Below are 19,250 nucleotides of genomic sequence, written 5' to 3'. Positions count from 1 at the left end.
GTTGGGCCGACGGGGCGTCGACCCTGAGAATCGGACCATGGGACATCTCGAAGCCGCGCATCTGGAGTACTACCTGCCCGACGGGCGGGTGCTGCTGGGGGACGCCTCCTTCCGGGTGGGGGACGGCGCCGTGGTCGCCCTGGTGGGGGCCAACGGCGCGGGCAAGACGACCCTGCTGCGGCTGATCGCGGGCGAGCTGGAGCCGCACGGCGGCTCGGTCTCCTCCAGCGGTGGGCTCGGCGTGATGCGCCAGTTCATCGGCTCGGTGCGGGACGAGCGGACGGTGCGGGATCTGCTGGTGTCGCTCGCCCAGCCCCGTGTGCGGGAGGCCGCGGCCGCGGTGGACGCGGCCGAGCACCGGATCATGACGGTGGACGACGAGTCCGCGCAGATGGCGTACGCGCAGGCGCTCAGCGACTGGGCGGAGGCGCGCGGCTACGAGGCGGAGACGCTCTGGGACATGTGCACGGTGGCCGCGCTGGGCATGCCGTACGAGCGCGCCCAGTTCCGCGACCTGAAGACGCTCAGCGGCGGCGAGCAGAAGCGGCTGGCGCTGGAGGCGCTGCTGCGCGGCCCGGACGAGGTGCTGCTGCTGGACGAGCCGGACAACTATCTGGACGTGCCCGGCAAGCGGTGGCTGGAGGAGCGGCTGAAGGAGACCCGTAAGACGGTTCTCTTCGTCTCCCACGACCGGGAGCTGCTGTCCCGGACGGCACAGAAGATCGTGAGTGTGGAGCCGGGACCGGCGGGTTCCGATGTGTGGGTGCACGGCGGCGGCTTCGACACGTACCACCAGGCGCGGAAGGAACGGTTCGCGCGGTTCGAGGAGCTGAAGCGGCGCTGGGACGAGGAGCACGCGCGGCTGAAGGCGCTGGTGCTGAGGCTGCGGCAGCAGGCGGCGAACAGTCCCGACATGGCGTCGCGGTACCGGGCGATGCAGACCCGTCTCAGGAAGTTCGAGGACGCGGGTCCGCCGCCGGAGCCGCCGCGGGAGCAGGAGATCCGGATGCGGCTGCGGGGCGGGCGCACGGGGGTGCGGGCGCTGACCTGCGCCGGCCTGGAGCTGACCGGGCTGATGAAACCCTTCGACCTGGAGGTCTTCTACGGGGAGCGGGTCGCCGTGCTCGGCTCGAACGGCTCGGGCAAGTCGCACTTCCTGCGGTTGCTGGCGGGGGACGGGTCCGTGGCGCACACGGGCGAGTGGAGGCTGGGGGCGCGGGTCGTTCCCGGTCACTTCGCGCAGACCCACGCGCATCCAGAGCTTCTGGGCCGGACGCTGGTCGACATTCTGTGGACGGAGCACGCGAAGGACCGGGGCGGGGCGATGTCGGTGCTGCGGCGGTACGAGCTGGAGCGGCAGGGCGACCAGAGCTTCGACAAGCTGTCCGGCGGCCAGCAGGCGCGGTTCCAGATTCTGCTGCTGGAGCTTCAGGGCACGACCGCGCTGCTGCTGGACGAGCCCACGGACAACCTGGACCTGGAGTCGGCGGAGGCGCTTCAGGACGGGTTGGAGGTGTACGACGGCACGGTGCTGGCGGTCACGCACGACCGGTGGTTCGCCCGCTCCTTCGACCGCTATCTGGTCTTCGGCTCGGACGGGGTGGTCCGGGAGACCGCGGAGCCCGTCTGGGACGAGCGCCGTGTGGAGCGGGCGAGGTAGCGGCGATCCGCGCCCCTCGCGTCGGCGCGGGCCCCTGCCCTCGGCTGGCCTCTGCGCTCGGGGGCCTCTACGCTCGGGGACCGGTCGTACCGGAGCCGTGAAAGACGCCCCGCCGGAGCACGGCCGGGGTCGGATTCCGGTGCCCCCCGGCCACCCCGTCAGCCGCGTTTTGACCCGTCCGGAGGCATCCGGGTAAGCTGCTGCTTTGTCATGCGTATCGGCTTGCTCTATCTCACGTGAGGGGCCCTTACGCCGGTTCACCGGGCCGATGACCAGCGGCATGCATTCGGGTTGCGTCCCCGTGTGCGGCCAGGGCTGTCGTGATCGTCCGGGTGGCCTTGTCAGGAACCCGCTCGCCTGGTCCGTACGGACCGGGGGAGTCCCACTCACTGAAGAAGCGAAGGCTACGACCGTGCGTACGTACAGCCCCAAGCCCGGCGATGTCACGCGCCAGTGGCACATCATCGACGCGCAGGACATCGTCCTGGGCCGCCTGGCGTCAACGGCAGCGAACCTCCTCAGGGGCAAGCACAAGCCGACTTACGCCCCCCACATGGACATGGGCGACTTCGTCATCATCATCAACGCCGACAAGGTTCACCTGTCCGGCAACAAGAAGACCCAGAAGATGGCGTACCGCCACTCCGGCTACCCGGGTGGTCTGCGCTCCGTCCGTTACGACGAGCTGCTGGCCAAGAGCCCCGAGAAGGCTGTCGAGAAGGCCATCAAGGGCATGATCCCCAAGAACTCCCTGGGCCGTCAGATGCTCTCGAAGCTGAAGGTCTACGCGGGCGAGAACCACCCGCACGCTGCTCAGCAGCCGGTCCCGTTCGAGATCACCCAGGTCGCGCAGTAGTCCGGCCATCCCCTAAGACGAAGAGAATCTGAGGAACATCGTGGCCGAGACCACCACCGAGATCCCCGTCGAGACCGCTGCCGAGGGCGAAGAGACCTACGCCGAGGTCACGACCTTCGAGTCGGAGGCGCCCGTCGAGGGCGAGTACACCTCCGAGTCCCTGGCGTCCCGCTTCGGCGACCCGCAGCCGGCCGCCGGCCTGGGCCGCCGCAAGAACGCCATCGCCCGCGTCCGGATCGTTCCGGGCACCGGCAAGTGGAAGATCAACGGGCGCACCCTCGAGGACTACTTCCCGAACAAGGTGCACCAGCAGGAAGTCAACGAGCCCTTCAAGGTGCTCGAGCTCGACAACCGCTACGACGTCATCGCCCGCATCTCGGGTGGCGGCGTCTCCGGTCAGGCCGGCGCCCTGCGCCTCGGCGTGGCCCGTGCGCTGAACGAGGCCGACGTGGACAACAACCGCGGCGCGCTGAAGAAGGCCGGCTTCCTGAGCCGCGACGACCGCGCGGTCGAGCGCAAGAAGGCCGGTCTGAAGAAGGCCCGTAAGGCCCCGCAGTACAGCAAGCGCTGATCGCCTGCGAAGTTCTGCTCTGTACGTACGCCCCGGCGGCACTGCTCCGTGCCGCCGGGGCGTACGTTTTTCTCGACCCAGGGCGTAGAACGGGCATGAATCATTCACAGGCTCGCACTCCCGGAGCAACACGGAACATTTTCGGAGGACGGTTGTGGGACGACTCTTCGGCACGGACGGTGTGCGCGGTGTCGCCAACGCGGATCTGACGGCCGAGCTGGCGCTCGGTCTCTCGGTCGCCGCGGCGCATGTGCTCGCCGAGGCGGGGACTTTTGAAGGGCATCGGCCGGTCGCGGTGGTCGGGCGAGATCCGCGTGCGTCGGGAGAGTTCCTGGAGGCGGCCGTCGTGGCGGGTCTCGCGAGCGCGGGCGTGGACGTCCTGCGCGTCGGTGTGCTGCCCACTCCGGCCGTGGCGTATCTCACCGGCGCGCTCGGCGCCGACCTCGGCGTGATGCTCTCCGCCAGCCACAACGCCATGCCGGACAACGGCATCAAGTTCTTCGCGCGCGGCGGGCACAAGCTCGCCGACGAGCTGGAGGACCGGATCGAGACGGTGTACGAGCAGCACCGCACGGGGGAGCCCTGGGAGCGCCCGACGGGAGCCGGCGTCGGCCGGGTCAGGGACTACGACGAGGGCTTCGACAAGTACGTCGCGCATCTCATCGCCGTACTCCCGAACCGGCTCGACGGGCTGAAGGTCGTCCTCGACGAGGCGCACGGCGCGGCCGCGCGGGTGTCGCCGGAGGCGTTCGCGCGGGCGGGCGCGGAGGTCGTCACGATCGGCGCCTCGCCCGACGGGCTCAACATCAACGAAGGGTGCGGGTCGACGCATCTGGAGCTGCTCAAGGCCGCGGTCGTCGAGCACGGCGCGGACCTCGGCGTCGCGCACGACGGTGACGCCGATCGCTGCCTCGCCGTCGACGCGTCCGGCGAGGAGATCGACGGTGACCAGATCCTCGCGGTGCTGGCCCTCGCGATGCGCGAGGCGGGCACGCTCCGCGGGAACACCGTCGTCGCGACCGTCATGTCCAATCTCGGCTTCAAGCTGGCGATGGAGCGGGAGGGCCTGGAGCTGGTGCAGACGGCGGTCGGCGACCGCTATGTGCTGGAGTCGATGAAGGAGCACGGGTACGCGCTCGGCGGCGAGCAGTCCGGCCATGTCATCGTCCTCGACCATGCCACGACGGGCGACGGCACGCTGACCGGTCTGATGCTGGCGGCGCGGGTCGTGGCGACCAAACGGTCGCTGGCGGAGCTGGCCGGCGTGATGGACCGGCTGCCCCAGGTGCTGATCAATGTGCCCGACGTGGACAAGTCCCGCGTCGGCACCTCCGCGGAGCTCGCGGGCGCGGTCGCGGAGGCGGAGCGTGAGCTGGGTGCGACGGGGCGTGTGCTGCTGCGGCCGTCGGGGACGGAGCCGCTCGTACGGGTCATGGTGGAGGCCGCCGACATCGAGCAGGCGCGGTCGGTGGCGGGGCGGCTGGCCGACGCGGTGAAGTCGACGCTGGGCTGAGTCCGGGTTCCGAACCGTTCCGGGCCGGGGCCGGGGTCCGCACTGGGCCCCGGCCCTCCGTACTGCCCTCTCCGTGTACGTACGCCGTCCGGGGCGGGCCGTGCGGCTACCCGCGATCCGGCTTCGGCCCCGGTGTGCGCTGCGGCGCGGTGTGGTGGTGCGCAGTGCGGTCGCGGCGGGACCAGAGGGCCTTCTGGACCAGCAGGGTCAGCACGCCCGCGAGGACGATGCCCAGGAGGTTCAGGAGCAGCTGTTCCGTGGAGCCCCACGCCTGCCGGTACTCCTGGAAGCTGAAGGCGACCGCCGCGTTCGCCGCCGCGGGCACCGTGGTGACGGAGATGGCGACGCCGACGAGGGCGCCGGACTTCGCGGAGGTGAGGGAGAGCGTGCCGGCGATGCCCGCGAGGACCGCGACGACGAAGGAGAAGGCGTCGGGCTGGTAGATGAAGTTGGTGTTGGGGCGTGCGGCGTCGAGTTTCACCTCGTCGAAGAGGCCGATCCACGTCATGAAGAGGCTGAAGCCGACCGTGAGCAGCATCGCGACGGCGAAGCCGACGACGAGCGCGTGGAGGGAACGCCACGCCAGCCGCGGCCTGCGCTGGACGACGGCCGTGGAGAAGCCCGCCAGGGGGCCGAATTCCGGGCCCACCGCCATCGCGCCGACGATGAGGATCGCGTTGTCGAGGACGACGCCGCACGCGGCGATCATCGTCGCCAGCGTGAGGAAGGCGATGTAGGTGACGGAGAGCGTCGACTCCTCGTGCGTCACATCGGTCAGGTGCTCCCAGAGCACGGCGTCCGCGCCCTCGCCCGGGGCGTCCTCCTCCGCCTGATCGGCGCGCCGGGACAGGGAGAGGCCGACGTCGTCCACGGCGATGGAGCCGGTCTCGTCGATGCCGAGCGACCGCAGACCGCTGATCAGCTCGTCGCCCGCCTCACGGGCCACATCGCACAGCACCAGATCGCCCCGCGGATCGCGGGCCGCGCCCGGAAGGACGACGAGATGGGCGGTGCCGACCGTGTTCTCGACCAGACGGACCACATCGGCGGTGCGGTCGGCCGGTGTGATCAGACGCAGATGCAGCACGCCTCGGGACTCCTCAGAGCTTGCGCAGCGAAAGACGCTGGACCTTGTGGTCCGGGCCCTTCCGCAGCACCAGCGTGGCACGGCCTCGGGTGGGAGCCACGTTCTCCAGCAGATTGGGCTTGTTGATGGTGCGCCACATCGTACGGGCGTACTCCAGGGCCTCCTCCTCGGAGACCTGCGTGTACTTCCGGAAGTACGAGAACGGGTCCCGGAAGGCCGTCTCCCGGAGCTTGCGGAAGCGGTGGAGATACCACCGCTCGATGTCCTCGGGCCTGGCGTCCACGTAGACGGAGAAGTCGAAGTAGTCCGCGAGCCCCATCCGCGTGCGGCCGTCCTTGCCCGGCAGCGCGGGCTGGAGGACGTTGAGTCCCTCCACGATGAGGATGTCGGGGCGGCGGACGGTCAGGCGCTCACCGGGGACGATGTCGTAGATCAGATGCGAGTAGACGGGCGCGGTGACCTCGTCCTTGCCCGCCTTGATGTCGGCGACGAACCGGGTGAGGGCCCGCCGGTCGTACGACTCGGGGAAACCTTTCCGCGACATCAGTCCGCGGGACTGGAGTTCCTTCATCGGGAGGAGGAACCCGTCCGTGGTGACCAGTTCCACCCGCGGGTGCTCGGGCCAGCGGGCCAGCAGCGCCTGGAGGAGGCGCGCGGCGGTGGACTTGCCGACCGCGACGGAGCCGGCGACGCCTATGACGAAGGGGGTGCCGCGCTGCTCGCCCTGGCCCCCGCCCGCGTCCCCGAGGAAGGTGTTGAGCGCTCCCCGCAGCTCGCCCGTGGCCTTGACGTACAGATTCAGCAGCCGGGAGAGCGGCAGATAGACGTCCCGCACCTCGTCGAGGTCGATGACGTCGCCGAGTCCCCGCAGCCGCTCGACCTCTTCGGCGCTGAGCGGCAGCGGCGTCTTGTCGCGCAGGGCGCTCCACTCCGCGCGGGTGAGATCGACGTACGGAGTCGACGCGTGCTCGGCCCGGCGGTGGGTGCTTCGTGGCGGCGAAGTGATCACACGGCCATTGTCGGCGCTCCCGGCCGGATACGGGCCGTGTGCTAGGTCACGCCGGGCAAGGCGCGCGTATCGGTTCGCGTATCGGTTCGCGTATCGGTGAGCGCAGTGGTGAGGGGGGCGGCGGTACGGGCGGGCTCCGCGCGCTCGGACGGTGTGCCGCGGGGCCGGCCGCGGTGATGGTCGTAGGCTGCGGCCATGTGCGGAATCGTGGGTTACGTCGGCGGGCGGTCGGCGCTGGATGTGGTCATCGCGGGCCTGAAGCGGCTGGAGTACCGGGGCTACGACTCCGCCGGCGTCGCGGTCCTCGCCGACGGGGGGCTGGCCGCGGCGAAGAAGGCCGGCAAGCTCGTCAACCTGGAGAAGGAACTGGTGGAACGGCCGCTGCCGAGCGGTGCCACCGCCATCGGGCACACCAGATGGGCGACGCACGGCGGCCCGACCGACGCCAACGCGCACCCGCATCTGGACAACGCGGGCCGGGTCGCCGTCGTGCACAACGGCATCATCGAGAATTTCGCCGCCCTCCGCGCCGAACTGCGCGGACGCGGCCACGACCTCGCCTCCGAGACGGACACCGAGGTCGTGGCGCATCTGCTGGCGGAGTCGTTCTCGTCCTGCGGTGACCTCGCCGAGTCGATGCGCCAGGTCTGCCGGCAGCTGGAGGGCGCCTTCACCCTCGTCGCCGTACACGCCGACGAGCCGGACACGGTGGTCGGCGCGCGGCGGAACTCCCCGCTGGTGGTGGGCGTTGGAGACGGTGAGTCCTTCCTCGCGTCGGACGTGGCCGCGTTCATCGCCCATACGCGGTCCGCGATCGAGCTGGGCCAGGACCAGGTCGTGGAGCTGCGGCGGGACGGAGTGATCGTCACCGACTTCGACGGGGCTCCCGCGGATGTGCGGAGCTACCACGTGGACTGGGACGCGTCGGCCGCCGAGAAGGGGGGCTATGACTACTTCATGCTCAAGGAGATCGCCGAGCAGCCCAAGGCCGTGGCCGATACGCTCCTCGGCCGGATCGACGCCGAGGGTTCGCTGACGCTCGACGAGGTCCGTATCCCCGCCTCCGTGCTGCGGGCGGCCGAGAAGGTCGTCATCGTGGCGTGCGGCACCGCTTTCCACGCCGGGCTGATCGCGAAGTACGCCATCGAGCACTGGACCCGGATCCCGTGCGAGGTGGAGCTGGCGAGCGAGTTCCGCTACCGGGACCCGATCCTCGACCAGCGTTCCCTGGTGATCGCGATCTCCCAGTCCGGCGAGACCATGGACACCCTCATGGCCCTGCGGCACGCGCGCGAGCAGGGCGCGAGGGTGCTGGCCATCTGCAATACGAACGGGTCGACGATTCCCCGGGAGTCGGACGCCGTGCTCTACACCCACGCGGGCCCCGAGATCGCGGTCGCCTCGACCAAGGCGTTTCTGACGCAGCTCGTGGCCTGCTATCTGGTCGCCCTCTATCTGGGCCAGGTCCGTGGCACCCAGTGGGGAGACGAGATCCAGGCCGTCATTCGGGAGCTGGCGAAGATCTCCGGCGAGGTCGACCGGGTGCTGGAGACCATGGAGCCGGTGCGGGCGCTGGCGCGCTCCCTCGCGGAGAAGGACACCGTGCTCTTCCTCGGCCGGCATGTGGGCTATCCGGTGGCGCTGGAGGGCGCGCTGAAGCTCAAGGAGCTGGCGTATATGCACGCGGAGGGGTTCGCGGCCGGTGAGCTGAAGCACGGGCCGATCGCGCTCATCGAGGAGGATCTGCCGGTGGTGGTCGTGGTGCCGTCCCCGCGGGGGCGCTCGGTGCTCCACGACAAGATCGTCTCCAATATCCAGGAGATCCGGGCGCGCGGGGCGCGGACCATCGTGATCGCGGAGGAGGGCGATGAGGCGGTCGTTCCGTACGCGGACCATCTCATCCGCATCCCGGCCACGCCGACGCTGCTCCAGCCCCTGGTGGCGACGGTGCCGCTCCAGGTCTTCGCCTGTGAGCTGGCGACGGCGCGCGGCAACGAGGTCGACCAGCCGCGCAATCTGGCGAAGTCGGTGACGGTGGAGTGAGCGTCGGAGGAAGCCTCCGGGAGGGGCGGCAGGGGCGGCAGGGGTGGCGCGGACCGGGGGGCCGGGGCCTTCGCCGGGAGCGAGGGTACGGGGACCGGAGTGGGGCGGGGAGCCGGATCCGGCGCTGGGCGGTCACCGTCGGATGATCATCGGGGTGGGGATCGACGTCGCCGAGATCGACCGGTTCGCCGCGTCCTTGCGGCGGACTCCCGGCATGGCCGGACGGCTCTTTCTGGACCGTGAGTTGCTGCTGCCCAGCGGGGAACGCCGTGGCTACGCCTCCCTGGCGGCCCGTTTCGCCGCGAAGGAGGCCGTCGCCAAGGCCCTCGGTGCGCCCGCCGGCCTCCTCTGGACGGACGCCGAGGTGTGCGTCGAGGAGAGCGGTCGCCCGCACCTCCGGGTCTACGGCACGGTCGCCGCGCGGGCCGAGGCGCTCGGGGTGCGGTCCTGGCATATCTCGCTCAGCCATGACGCGGGGGTGGCCTCGGCGGTGGCGATCGCCGAGGGGTGACCGGCGCCGAGGGGTGACGGTCCGGGCGCAACGCTTCCACCCCGGCACCCCGGCACCCCGGCGAACCCGGCAGCCCCGTAAAGGCGAAGAACCTCGCGGCTACCCGCAGAACTCCGCCTCGGTCACCGCCGCACTGTTCCCCGTCCAGTCCCCGTTGAAGTTCAGCGCCAGCGAATGACTCGCGTCCCGGGTGACGAACGCCTCGGACTGAGAGCCGTGGATGCCTCCGCCGTGGCCCCAGACCTCCTTGCCGCAGCTGAGCCGGGAGGACTGGAGGCCGAGGCCGTAGCGGTACTCCGGCTGCTGGGGGTCGATCGGCACGGTCGTGGTCAGGGCGTTCTGCTGCTCGGACGGGAGCAGTCGGCCCTTCAGCAGGGCGCGGAAGAACGTCTGGAGGTCCTTGGAGTCGGAGATCATGCCGCCCGCCGCCCCGGCCAGCGACGGGTTCAGCTCGGTCACATCGCGGATCTTCGCGGCCGGGTCCGAGGTGAGCGGGGAGTAGGCGCGGCTCGCGGGGGCCGGCACCCGGGGGTCGGTCCTGGGGACGGAGGTGGCGCGGAGTTGGAGCGGGCGCAGGATTCGGCGTTCGATCTCGGCTTCGTAGCCCCGGCCGGTCACCTGCTCGATGACCATTCCGGCGAGGATGTAGTTGGTGTTGGAGTACTGCCAGTCGGTGCCGGGGGCGAAGTAGGGCTTGTGCCGCATCGCGAGGCCCACCAGTTGCTCGGGGGTCCAGGTGTCGTAGCGGTGCTGGAGGAAGCCCTCGCCGAAGATCTTCGCCTGGAAGTCGGGGTCGGAGGTGTAGCCGTAGATGCCGCTGGTGTGGTTGAGGAGCTGGCGCAGGGTGACGTGCCGGCCGTCGTGGCCGTTGCCCCGGACGGTGCCGGGGAGCCACCGCTCCACGGTGTCGTCGAGGTCGAGCCGCCCCTCGGCCTCCAGTTGGAGCAGGACGGTGGCGACGAAGGTCTTGGTGATGGAGCCGATCCGGTAGCGGTCCTGGGCCTTCCGTTTCTTCCCGGTGCTCAGTTCACCGACGCCCGCGGTGCCGCTCCAGCTTCCGGCCCGGTCCCGGGCCTGGGCGACGGCGCCGGGGACCCCGTCCCGTACCGCCTGTTCGAGCGCCCGCTGGGTGGCTCCGTGTCGGTCTCCGCCTCCCCCGGTCGCGGTGGAATGCGCGGTGGCGGGTGCCACCAGCACGGCGGTGGCGAGTGCCGCCACCGCCGTGACCAATGCTGTGCGGACCGTGCCTGCTGACATCTTCGGCTCCCTCGGTCGACTGCGTCGGCGAGAAGGACTCCCCGACGGGGGTGTCGCGTTGCCCGTCACCGCGGAGTTGAGCCTCTATCAGCCATTCCGTGCGCACAGCGATTTCGCGCTCCGACCGCAGCCATGAACACGTCCCGTTCGCTGCCCGGTACGGTCGCTCGATCAACCAACCCTTAGCTGTACTGACCCCTGACCTTGCGGCGTACGGCCACCGCCGCCACGCCCAGCGTGGCGAGGACGGCCGCGAACACGGCGTACGGGAGGACCGGCGAACCGGTGGAGGCGAGATTCCCGCCGCCGCCCGAGGCACTGCCCGATGAGCCGCCCACAACACCGCCGCCGCTGTCGCCGCCGCCCACCGTGGAACCCTGCGACGCGCCGCCGGACCGGGCGTCCGGGCCGGGAGCGTCGCCGCCGCCCGTACCGGAACTCGATCCGGAGCTTGATCCCGAACTCGACCCCGAGTTTGATCCCGAGCTTGATCCGGCATTCGAACCGCCGGAGCCGTTGCCCGGATCCGGGTCGGGATCGGGATCGGGGTCCTCGGCGGCCGTGACGGTGAGCATCACGGCCGCCGTACGCAGGCTCCCGACCGGGTTGGAGAACACCGCCCGGTACTGGTTGCCGTTCTGAGTCTCGGCCGCCTCGAAGGAGAGCCGCTCCGTCGTGGCGCCCGCGACCGGCCGCCAGCTGTCGCCGTCGTCGGTGCTGACCTCCCAGCTCGTGGTCGGCGCGGGCGTTCCCGTCGCCGCCACCGTGAACTCCGCCCGTGCCCCGGCCTTCACCGACACCGGCTTCGGCGACGTGGCCACGGACGGCGAGACGCGGCGCTGCGTCTGGGTGACCTTGCCCTCGGCGACCGAGAACAGCGTGTGGGTCTTCGGGTCCAGCGTCAGTGCGCTGGGGCCGTTCCCGGTGGCCAGCACTTCGACCACCTTGTTCCTCACCGGGTCCACCGCGGCGACCGTGGCCGCCGTGGTCCGCGCCGTGTAGAGGAGGCCGGTTCCGGGGTCGTACGCCATGGCCCTCGGGTTGGCTCCCACGTCCAGCGTGCCGGTGACCTTGTTCGCCTTGAGGTCCACCGTGAAGACGGTGCCCGCGGCGAGGTTGGCCACATAGCCGGTACGGGTGGCCGGGTCGACGGTCACGCCCATGCTGCCCAGCGCGGTGGTGCCGAGACCGAGGGGGGAGCCGATGAGCTGCCCGGTGGAGCCGTCGATCGCGTTCAGCATGTTGAAGAAGCTGAGCGGCTGGGTCGACGTGTTCGGTCCGACATAGGTGACGTAGCCGATGTGCGCCGAGGTGTCCACGGCCAGCCCGCCCGGCAGGAACGGCAGCTTCACCGGTTCGCCGACGAGCTGCCACCGCTGGGTGTCGTAGACCCGTACGGCTCCGGCCCTGCCTTCCTGGGTGGCCACATAGAGCCTGTTCGCGCCCGGATCGGCCGCCAGGAAGCTGATGTTGCCGGCCACTTCGGCCCGGTTGTCCGTCACCTTCCCGGTGGTGGTGTCGTACGTCCCGACACGGTTGCCGAGCCCGAGGTACAGGGTCCCCGCCTTCGCGTCGAGGGCGAGGACCGTGGACACCTGGGGCAGAACGGCCGGTGTGCCGACGACCTCGCCGCTCGCGGAGTCGTAGACCGTCAACTGGTGGGTGGTGCTGTCGCTGTTGGCGACGTACAGCCGTCCGGTCTCCGGGTCCGCCTCGGCGTCGCTGACGCCGCCGAGCGGCGGGGCGATCGTGCGTACGGTCTGGTGGCGCACCGTCCCGGCCGGGACCTCGGGGTTCGGTTCGCCGCCGCCGCTGCCGAAGGTGAACGGGACGATGACGTCCTGATCGCGCTCGGCGAGATGGGTGTGGTCGGCGCGGGTGACGACGGCACAGGCCGTCTGGGAGCAGTCGGCGCTGCTGTCCTTCGCCTTGATGGTCAGGTCCAGCGTGAAGCTGCCCTTGCCGTCGCTTGTGACGGTGAACTTCTTGGTGAGGCCCTCTCCGTAGGGCGGCGGGTTGTTGGAGATCCAGTACGAGGATCCGGAGGCGCCGGACATATCGGTGCCGCCGAGGCAGGGGCTCGGCTCCCGGCCCCGTTCGGGGATGGCGCAGACGGCCAGGTAGACGCCCTTGGTGACGTCATAGCCCGTACCGGTCACGGTGACCTTCTGGCCGGCCGGATCGATGTTCTCGGTCTCGGAGACGCTCAGCTTCTGGCCGGTGGGGCCGGTGGCCTCGCCGGGCGTGGCGGCCTGCGCCGGGCTCGCGGCGGTCAGCGCCGCCGCGAGCAGGAGCAGCGCGGTGGCCAGGAAGCCGCGCCGTCTCTCCGCCGGTCTCCCGGTCCTGGCTCCGGCCCCGGTCCTGGCTCTGGCTCTGGCTCTGGCTCCGGCTCTGGGCTGAGGTTGGAGCCGGGTCTTGGTTCTGGCCCTGGTGCGTGGGTCCATGGCTAGGAGAAGGTCACCGGGACGTAGACGTCGTACTTGCGGTCGTTGGAGTCGAAGTGGTCGGCGCGGGTGACGATCGCGCAGGTCACGCCCGACTGGCCGCAGGTGACGGTGGATGAGATCTGGGCCTTGACGTGGATCTGCACGCTGAAGCTGCCGCGCCCGTTCGCCTCCGTGTAAGGGGAGGAGTTGTTCGGGGACATCCAGTACCAGTCGCTGTTGATCCAGTGCGAGGCGCCGGTCGTGCCCGCCTGGTCCTGGCCGCCCAGACACGGGGTCGGCTTCTTGTCCCAGGTGGCGGGGTCGGTCACGTCGACGCCCGAGGGTATGGCGCACAGGCCGACGTACACGCCCTGGGAGGGGTTGTATCCGGTGCCGCTGACGGTGACGTTCTGTCCGGACGCGGCGGCCGTGCTCGGCGCGGTGAGGGAGAGGTTGTACGTCGGGCCGTCCACCACCGTGCGGTTGACGGTGGCCGCCGAGGCGGCGGACGCGAGCCCCAGGGTGAGGGCGGTGGCCCCGAGCAGGGCGACGGCGGCGCGAGCGGTCGTACGCGTGGCGGTGCGAGCGGCAGAGCGCATGGTGAGGACACCTTTCGCGGGGTTCGGGAGTCTAGGTCTTCGCAGGTCTCGTGGGTCGCCGGTTTCACGGGCCCATGAGACAGCCGGAGTTCAGGAGCTGGTTAGGTAAGGCAAACCTAAGTTGCTCTTGAGGTCGCGTCAACCCCGTCTCGCCCGCTGCCTGCGGGTGGCAACTCGGACCTCTCGCGGCGCATTTGGGTCACATGGGGCGGCCGGGCCCGCCCTGGGGCAGACTCGGGAGCATGCGTACCGCTCACAGCGTGGACACCGCCAGAAACGCCGAGGCCGAGCTGATGGCACGGCTCCCGGAAGGCGCGCTCATGGGGCGTGCCGCCGCCGGACTGGCGGCGGCCTGCGCGGATCTGCTCGGGCGGGTGTACGGAGCGCGGGTCGTCCTCCTCGTCGGCAGCGGGGACAACGGCGGTGACGCGCTCTACGCGGGGGCACGGCTGGCGCGCAGGGGAGCGGGTGTCAACGCGGTTCTGCTCGCGCCCGGCCGTACGCATCCGGGTGGGCTCGCCGCGCTCACCGGCGCGGGCGGGCGGATCGCCGACGACCCCTTCGAGGCGCTGGCCGCCGCCGACCTCGTCCTCGACGGCATCACCGGGATCGGCGGCAAGGGAGGGCTGCGGCCGGACGCCGTTCCCGTCGCTCGGGCCGCGCGCGGCTCCGGCGCCGTCGTCGTCGCGGTCGATCTCCCGAGCGGTGTGGAGGCGGACAGCGGCGAGGTGCGCGGCGATGCCCTGCGGGCGGACGCGACGGTCACCTTCGGCACGTACAAGCCGGGCCTGCTGATCGATCCGGCGCGGGAGTACGCGGGCACGGTACGACTTGTCGACATCGGCCTCGGCGCGCATCTGCCGTCCGTCCCCGGTCTCGAGTCGCTGCAACACGCCGACGTGGCCCGGCTGTTGCCCGACCCCGCGGTGCAGAGCGACAAATACCGGCGCGGGGTCGTCGGCATCGCCGCCGGTTCCGCCCGCTACCCCGGCGCGGCCGTTCTCGCGGTCGCGGGGGCCCTGCGCGGCGGCGCGGGCGCGGTCCGCTATGTCGGCCACCCGGCGGACGCCGTGATCGCCCGCTTCCCGGAGACCCTCGTGCACGCCGGGCCGCCCGCGAAGGCGGGCCGAGTCCAGGCGTGGGTGGTCGGCCCCGGCCTCGGCGACGACCTCGACCCCGTACACGAGATCCTCGACTCCGACGTCCCGGTTCTGGTGGACGCCGACGGCCTGCGCGCGCTGGACGAGTCCGCTCTACGCGACCGGGCGGCCCCGACCCTGCTCACCCCGCATGCCGGTGAGGCCGCCGCGCTGCTCGGCGTCACCCGCGACGAGGTCGAGTCCGCCCGCCTTGCGTCGGTACGCGAACTGGCCGCGCGTTTCGGGGCGACGGTGCTGCTCAAGGGCTCCACCACCCTGATCGCCGCGCCCGGCGTCCACCGGCCGGGCGGGCCTCCTGTCCGGGTCGATCCCATGGGCACCCCCTGGCTCGCCACGGCCGGCAGCGGCGACGTCCTCTCCGGTCTCGCCGGCTCCCTCCTCGCCACCGGCCTCCCCCCTCGGGACGCGGCCTCGGCGGCCGCCTACCTCCACGGCCTGGCGGCACGCCACGCGGCGTCGTCGGCAACGCCGATCACTTCATACGAGGTGGCGGAGAACCTGGGCCTGGCGTGGAGGGACGTCCGCCGGGGGTAGCCGCGGTGCCGCGGTGCCGTGCGGTCTCGGTGGTGGTGGGCGTGGCTCGGGCCGCCCCGGCCCGCGCCTGGGCGGGAGCGAACCGATCCGGCGTGCCCACGCCCACGCCCGCGCTCGCGTGGACGGGGTGCGGGTCCGCCCTGCGGGGGCGGGTGTACGGACCCGCCCGCGCGTCCACCCGTCCCGGTCGCCCCCCGCGACTCCGCGACCCCAAACCACCCGAATGGCCGGATTCCCTCGCATCCGCCCAGGCGGGCGCGTCCCCATGCAGGTGAGTGCGGGGGCGGCTTCTCCCGTGGGACGGCCCGCTCTCCCGTGAGCAAGCGCACACGGACGGTCTCGTTGAAACCGGGACCTGTTGGACGGGCGATGGCGTAGGGCTCTGAGAGACTGGGCGCGATGAACCGGACACCTGTCACGTCTCCACGAGCCCGCGCCGAGATCGATCTCGCCGCCCTGCGCGCCAATGTGCGCGCGCTGAACGCCCGCACGCCCGGCGCCCAGCTGATGGCCGTCGTGAAGGCGGACGGGTACGGACACGGCGCGCTGCCCTGCGCCAGGGCCGCTCTGGAGGCCGGGGCCACCTGGATCGGGACCGCCACCCCGCACGAGGCGCTCGCGCTGCGCGCCGCCGGTGTCGAAGCGCCGGTGCTGTGCTGGCTCTGGACACCGGGCGACCCCTGGCGGGAGGGCGTCGAGGCCGGGCTCGACATGGCGGTCAGCGGCATGTGGGCACTCACCGAGGCCGCCGCCGCCGCTCGCGAGGCGGGCCGCCCCGCCCGTATCCAGCTCAAGGCCGACACCGGCTTGGGACGCAACGGCTGCCAGCCCGCCGACTGGCCCGAACTCGTCGCCGCCGCCCGCGCGGCCGAGGCCGAGGGGACGGTCAAGGTCACCGGCGTGTGGTCCCACTTCGCCTGTGCGGACGAGCCGGGCCACCCCTCGATCCCTCTCCAGCTCGACGCGTTCCGCGACATGCTCGCGTACGCGGAGAAGGAGGGCATCGAGCCCGAGGTCCGTCATATGGCCAACTCCCCGGCGACCCTCACCCTCCCCGACGCCCACTTCGACCTCGTACGGACGGGCATCGCGATGTACGGCGTCTCGCCCGTCCCCGACCACTGGACCCATCAGGAACTGGGCCTGCGGCCCGCGATGACGCTCGCCGCGTCCGTCGCCCTCGTCAAAGAGGTCTCCGCGGGGCACGGCGTCAGCTACGGGCACCAGTACGTCACCGGGAACGAGACGACCCTCGGCCTCATCCCCCTCGGTTACGCGGACGGCATCCCGCGCCACGCCTCCGGCCGGGGCCCGGTCCTGGTCGGCGGTGAGCGGCGGACCGTGGCCGGCCGGGTCGCCATGGACCAGTTCGTCGTCGATCTCGGCGGGCAGAAGGTCAAGGAAGGCGACGAGGCGCTGCTGTTCGGCCCCGGCGACAGGGGCGAGCCCACCGCCGAGGACTGGGCCCGGGCGGCGGGCACCATCGCGTACGAGATCGTCACGCGCATCGGCGCGAGGGTTCCACGCGTCTATCTGAACGAGAGCGGCCCGAACGAGGCCGCACCGGACGAGAACGGCCCCACCCGGAGCGGCCCGGCTCAGTCCGGCCCAGCCCAGTCCGGCCCGGCTCAGACCGACTAGAACCAGAGCAGCCCGAACCAGAGCAGCCCGAACCAGAGCGTCTGAGGCAAGCAGCAGCGCAGCACGCATCGCGACGACGAGGAGCGGCACGGTGAGCGATACCAGCACGGGGGACGCCGTAGCGGCGGCGGCGGACGTCGCCTCGGCCGCCACGACCGGCAACTGGCGTCGCGCGGGCTTCGCCGGCGCCGCGATAGGCGTGCTCGCCGCCGGGGCGGCGGCGGGCGTCGCGATCGAACGCGTCACCGTCGGCCGGGGCATGCGCAAGAAGGCCCGCCTCGCACTCGACGCCTCGGGACCGTACGGATCACTGCGCGGCGTGCCGGGCAAGGCGCTCGCCGACGACGGCACCCAGCTCCACTACGAGATCGACGAGATCGACCCCGACGCGGGCGGCCCGCGCCGCCGCAGACTCTTCGGCCGCAAGACCCCCGCTCCCGTCACCGTCGTCTTCTCCCACGGCTACTGCCTCAGCCAGGACTCCTGGCACTTCCAGCGCGCCGCCCTGCGCGGACTGGTCCGTACCGTGCACTGGGACCAGCGCAGCCACGGCCGCTCCGAGCGCGGCGCGTCCCAGCAGGGCCCCGACCGGGTGCCGGTCTCCATCGAGCAGCTCGGCCGCGATCTGATGGCCGTCATCGCCGCCGCCGCGCCGGAGGGCCCGCTGGTGCTCGTCGGGCACTCCATGGGCGGGATGACGGTGATGGCGCTCGCCGACCAGTTCCCCGAGCTGGTACGGGAACGGGTCGTCGGCGTCGGCTTCGTCGGCACGTCGAGCGGGGCGCTCGGCGAGGTGAACTACGGTCTGCCGCTCGCGGGCGTCAACGTCATAAAGCGAGTACTCCCCGGTGTGCTCCGGGCGCTCGGCTCGCAGGCCGAACTGGTGGAGCGGGGCCGCCGCGCCACAGCCGATCTCTTCGCGGGCCTCATCAAGCGGTACTCGTTCTCGTCCCGTGACGTGGACCCGGCCATCGCCCGTTTCGCGGAGCGGATGATCGAATCGACGCCGATCGACGTGGTCGCCGAGTTCTACCCGGCCTTCGACGACCACGAGAAGGGGGGCGCGCTCCTCGTCTTCCAGGAGGTCCCGGTGCTCGTGCTGGCCGGAGACAAGGACCTGGTCACGCCCAGCTCGCACAGCGAGGCCATCGCGGATCTGCTGCCGGACTCGGAGCTGGTGATCGTGCCGGACGCCGGGCATCTGGTCATGCTGGAGCATCCGGAGGTCGTCACGGACCGGCTCGCGGACCTGCTCGCGCGCGTCGGCGCGGTACCGGCAGCGGCTAACGTTGGCCCGTATGGAAGCACCGCACAGCCCGGCGGCTGAGTCGTCCGCCGCCCGTACGTCGATCGACTCCGCCGACCGGATGCAGGAACTGGGACGGCGGCTCGCGAAGCTGCTGCGCCCCGGCGATCTGGTGATGCTCACGGGCGAACTGGGCGCGGGCAAGACGACCCTGGCGCGCGGCCTCGGCGAGGGCCTCGGCGTGCGCGGCGCGGTCACCTCCCCGACGTTCGTCATCGCGCGCGTCCACCCCTCGCTGGTCGGCGGGCCCGCCCTGGTGCATGTGGACGCCTACCGGCTCGGAGGCGGACTCGACGAGATGGAGGACCTCGACCTCGACGTCTCGCTGCCGGACTCGGTCGTGGTCGTGGAGTGGGGCGACGGGAAGGTCGAGGACCTCTCGGACGACCGGCTGCATGTGGTGATCCACCGGATCGTGGGACACGGGGGAGCGGTGGCGGGCGCCGCCGCGGACGGTACGGCCGACGACGGCGACCGCCCCGAGGGCGACGACCGACGCGAGGTGACCCTGACCGGCTACGGGCCTCGGTGGGCCGGCGTGGACCTGGTGGTCTGAACCGGTTGGCGGGTTACCGGCGCCGGACTGTGGGTATTCCGACAAGACGTCGGGAAAATATTGCGCGTGCCGTGTCCTCCGTGGTCACATGGTACGGAAGTTTGGTTAGGTCTACCTAACCACTCTGCCCCCGCGACCCAGGAGGCATCCATGCAGGCGTCCGAGCGTGAACCCGGCCAGCGGCCGTCACGGCAGCAGTCCGCCGAGCCGGTGGCCCCGTCGCGGATACCGTCACCGGCCCCTTCGATGCGTGAGCTGCTGGCGTCGTGCGCCGCCGCGAGCGCGGTCTCGACCCCGCCGTGCCCCGAATCGCGCTCGGAGGGGGAGTCGCTCGACGCCGCGTAGTACCGCGTACGGGTACGGGTCGGTCGCGTGATCTCGCCTGTTCTCGCCACGGGCTCGCGGGACGTCGACCGACGGGACGGACCGCCCGGCCGCGCCCACTCCCGTCCGCGCCGCGTCCTTCGTACGAGCGGTTTCGCGGCCACGGATTCCGGCCGCTCTCCCGCGCCCCTGGGGGC

General features: G+C 71.5%; 16 protein-coding genes. 11 read left to right on the top strand and 5 right to left on the bottom strand.

Going from position 1 to position 19,250, the window contains the following annotated elements; genetic code table 11:
- Nucleotides 1-37 precede the first annotated feature (37 nt).
- The 4 genes from ACWEFL_RS12855 to glmM all read left to right on the top strand — a co-directional run bounded on the left by ACWEFL_RS12855 (nt 38) and on the right by glmM (nt 4,600).
- Complete coding sequence (locus ACWEFL_RS12855) at nt 38-1,660, top strand: ATP-binding cassette domain-containing protein (RefSeq protein ID WP_451710987.1); 1,623 nt, start codon at nt 38-40, stop codon at nt 1,658-1,660.
- A gap of 412 nt (nt 1,661-2,072) precedes the next feature.
- Entirely contained in the window at nt 2,073-2,516 is a 444-nt protein-coding gene (gene rplM / locus ACWEFL_RS12850; RefSeq protein ID WP_451710986.1) for a 50S ribosomal protein L13, read from the top strand.
- Nucleotides 2,517-2,556: 40 nt separating this feature from the next.
- Nucleotides 2,557-3,087, top strand: coding sequence for a 30S ribosomal protein S9 (rpsI, locus tag ACWEFL_RS12845; RefSeq protein WP_451710985.1), 531 nt, complete (start codon nt 2,557-2,559; stop codon nt 3,085-3,087).
- Nucleotides 3,088-3,241: 154 nt separating this feature from the next.
- The gene (gene glmM, locus ACWEFL_RS12840; RefSeq protein WP_451710984.1) at nt 3,242-4,600 is read left to right on the top strand and encodes a phosphoglucosamine mutase; all 1,359 of its coding nucleotides are present in this window, start codon (nt 3,242-3,244) and stop codon (nt 4,598-4,600) included.
- 106 nt (nt 4,601-4,706) lie between these two features.
- Here glmM and ACWEFL_RS12835 read toward each other — a convergent pair whose 3' ends face one another.
- Both ACWEFL_RS12835 and coaA read right to left on the bottom strand, forming a co-directional pair.
- Entirely contained in the window at nt 4,707-5,687 is a 981-nt protein-coding gene (locus ACWEFL_RS12835) for a DUF389 domain-containing protein (RefSeq protein ID WP_451710982.1), read from the bottom strand.
- Nucleotides 5,688-5,700: 13 nt separating this feature from the next.
- A complete protein-coding gene (coaA, locus tag ACWEFL_RS12830) occupies nt 5,701-6,696 on the bottom strand; it encodes a type I pantothenate kinase (RefSeq protein WP_451710980.1) in 996 nt (331 codons plus the stop codon).
- Between the two features lie 195 nt (nt 6,697-6,891).
- Between coaA and glmS the strand changes: the two genes are divergently transcribed.
- Both glmS and ACWEFL_RS12820 read left to right on the top strand, forming a co-directional pair.
- Nucleotides 6,892-8,739, top strand: coding sequence for a glutamine--fructose-6-phosphate transaminase (isomerizing) (gene glmS / locus ACWEFL_RS12825; protein WP_451710979.1), 1,848 nt, complete (start codon nt 6,892-6,894; stop codon nt 8,737-8,739).
- A gap of 142 nt (nt 8,740-8,881) precedes the next feature.
- Nucleotides 8,882-9,250, top strand: coding sequence for a holo-ACP synthase (locus ACWEFL_RS12820; RefSeq protein ID WP_451710978.1), 369 nt, complete (start codon nt 8,882-8,884; stop codon nt 9,248-9,250).
- Between the two features lie 99 nt (nt 9,251-9,349).
- Here ACWEFL_RS12820 and ACWEFL_RS12815 read toward each other — a convergent pair whose 3' ends face one another.
- The 3 genes from ACWEFL_RS12815 to ACWEFL_RS12805 all read right to left on the bottom strand — a co-directional run bounded on the left by ACWEFL_RS12815 (nt 9,350) and on the right by ACWEFL_RS12805 (nt 13,532).
- A complete protein-coding gene (locus ACWEFL_RS12815; RefSeq protein WP_451710976.1) occupies nt 9,350-10,576 on the bottom strand; it encodes a serine hydrolase domain-containing protein in 1,227 nt (408 codons plus the stop codon).
- Between the two features lie 113 nt (nt 10,577-10,689).
- Nucleotides 10,690-12,951 carry an endoglucanase gene (locus tag ACWEFL_RS12810; protein WP_451710974.1) on the bottom strand — a complete coding sequence of 754 codons (2,262 nt, stop codon included), beginning with the start codon at nt 12,949-12,951 and terminating at the stop codon, nt 10,690-10,692.
- A gap of 2 nt (nt 12,952-12,953) precedes the next feature.
- Nucleotides 12,954-13,532, bottom strand: a complete 579-nt coding sequence (locus ACWEFL_RS12805) for a hypothetical protein (protein WP_451710972.1) — start codon at nt 13,530-13,532, stop codon at nt 12,954-12,956.
- Between the two features lie 242 nt (nt 13,533-13,774).
- Between ACWEFL_RS12805 and ACWEFL_RS12800 the strand changes: the two genes are divergently transcribed.
- The 5 genes from ACWEFL_RS12800 (at nt 13,775) to ACWEFL_RS12780 (ending at nt 19,074) form a co-directional block, all read left to right on the top strand.
- Nucleotides 13,775-15,226: an NAD(P)H-hydrate dehydratase gene (locus ACWEFL_RS12800; protein WP_451710970.1), complete on the top strand. Its 1,452-nt coding sequence runs from the start codon at nt 13,775-13,777 to the stop codon at nt 15,224-15,226.
- A gap of 399 nt (nt 15,227-15,625) precedes the next feature.
- Nucleotides 15,626-16,867, top strand: a complete 1,242-nt coding sequence (alr, locus tag ACWEFL_RS12795) for an alanine racemase (RefSeq protein ID WP_451710968.1) — start codon at nt 15,626-15,628, stop codon at nt 16,865-16,867.
- A 91-nt stretch (nt 16,868-16,958) separates the two neighbouring features.
- Nucleotides 16,959-18,194, top strand: a complete 1,236-nt coding sequence (locus tag ACWEFL_RS12790; RefSeq protein WP_451710966.1) for an alpha/beta fold hydrolase — start codon at nt 16,959-16,961, stop codon at nt 18,192-18,194.
- Entirely contained in the window at nt 18,166-18,729 is a 564-nt protein-coding gene (gene tsaE, locus ACWEFL_RS12785) for a tRNA (adenosine(37)-N6)-threonylcarbamoyltransferase complex ATPase subunit type 1 TsaE (protein ID WP_451710964.1), read from the top strand. Before ACWEFL_RS12790 ends, tsaE begins: the two co-directional genes overlap by 29 nt.
- Nucleotides 18,730-18,879: 150 nt before the next feature.
- Entirely contained in the window at nt 18,880-19,074 is a 195-nt protein-coding gene (locus ACWEFL_RS12780; protein WP_451710962.1) for a hypothetical protein, read from the top strand.
- Nucleotides 19,075-19,250 lie beyond the last annotated feature (176 nt).

Source organism: Streptomyces sp. NPDC004838, assembly GCF_053600955.1.
This window is presented reverse-complemented; position numbering and strand designations above follow the sequence as displayed.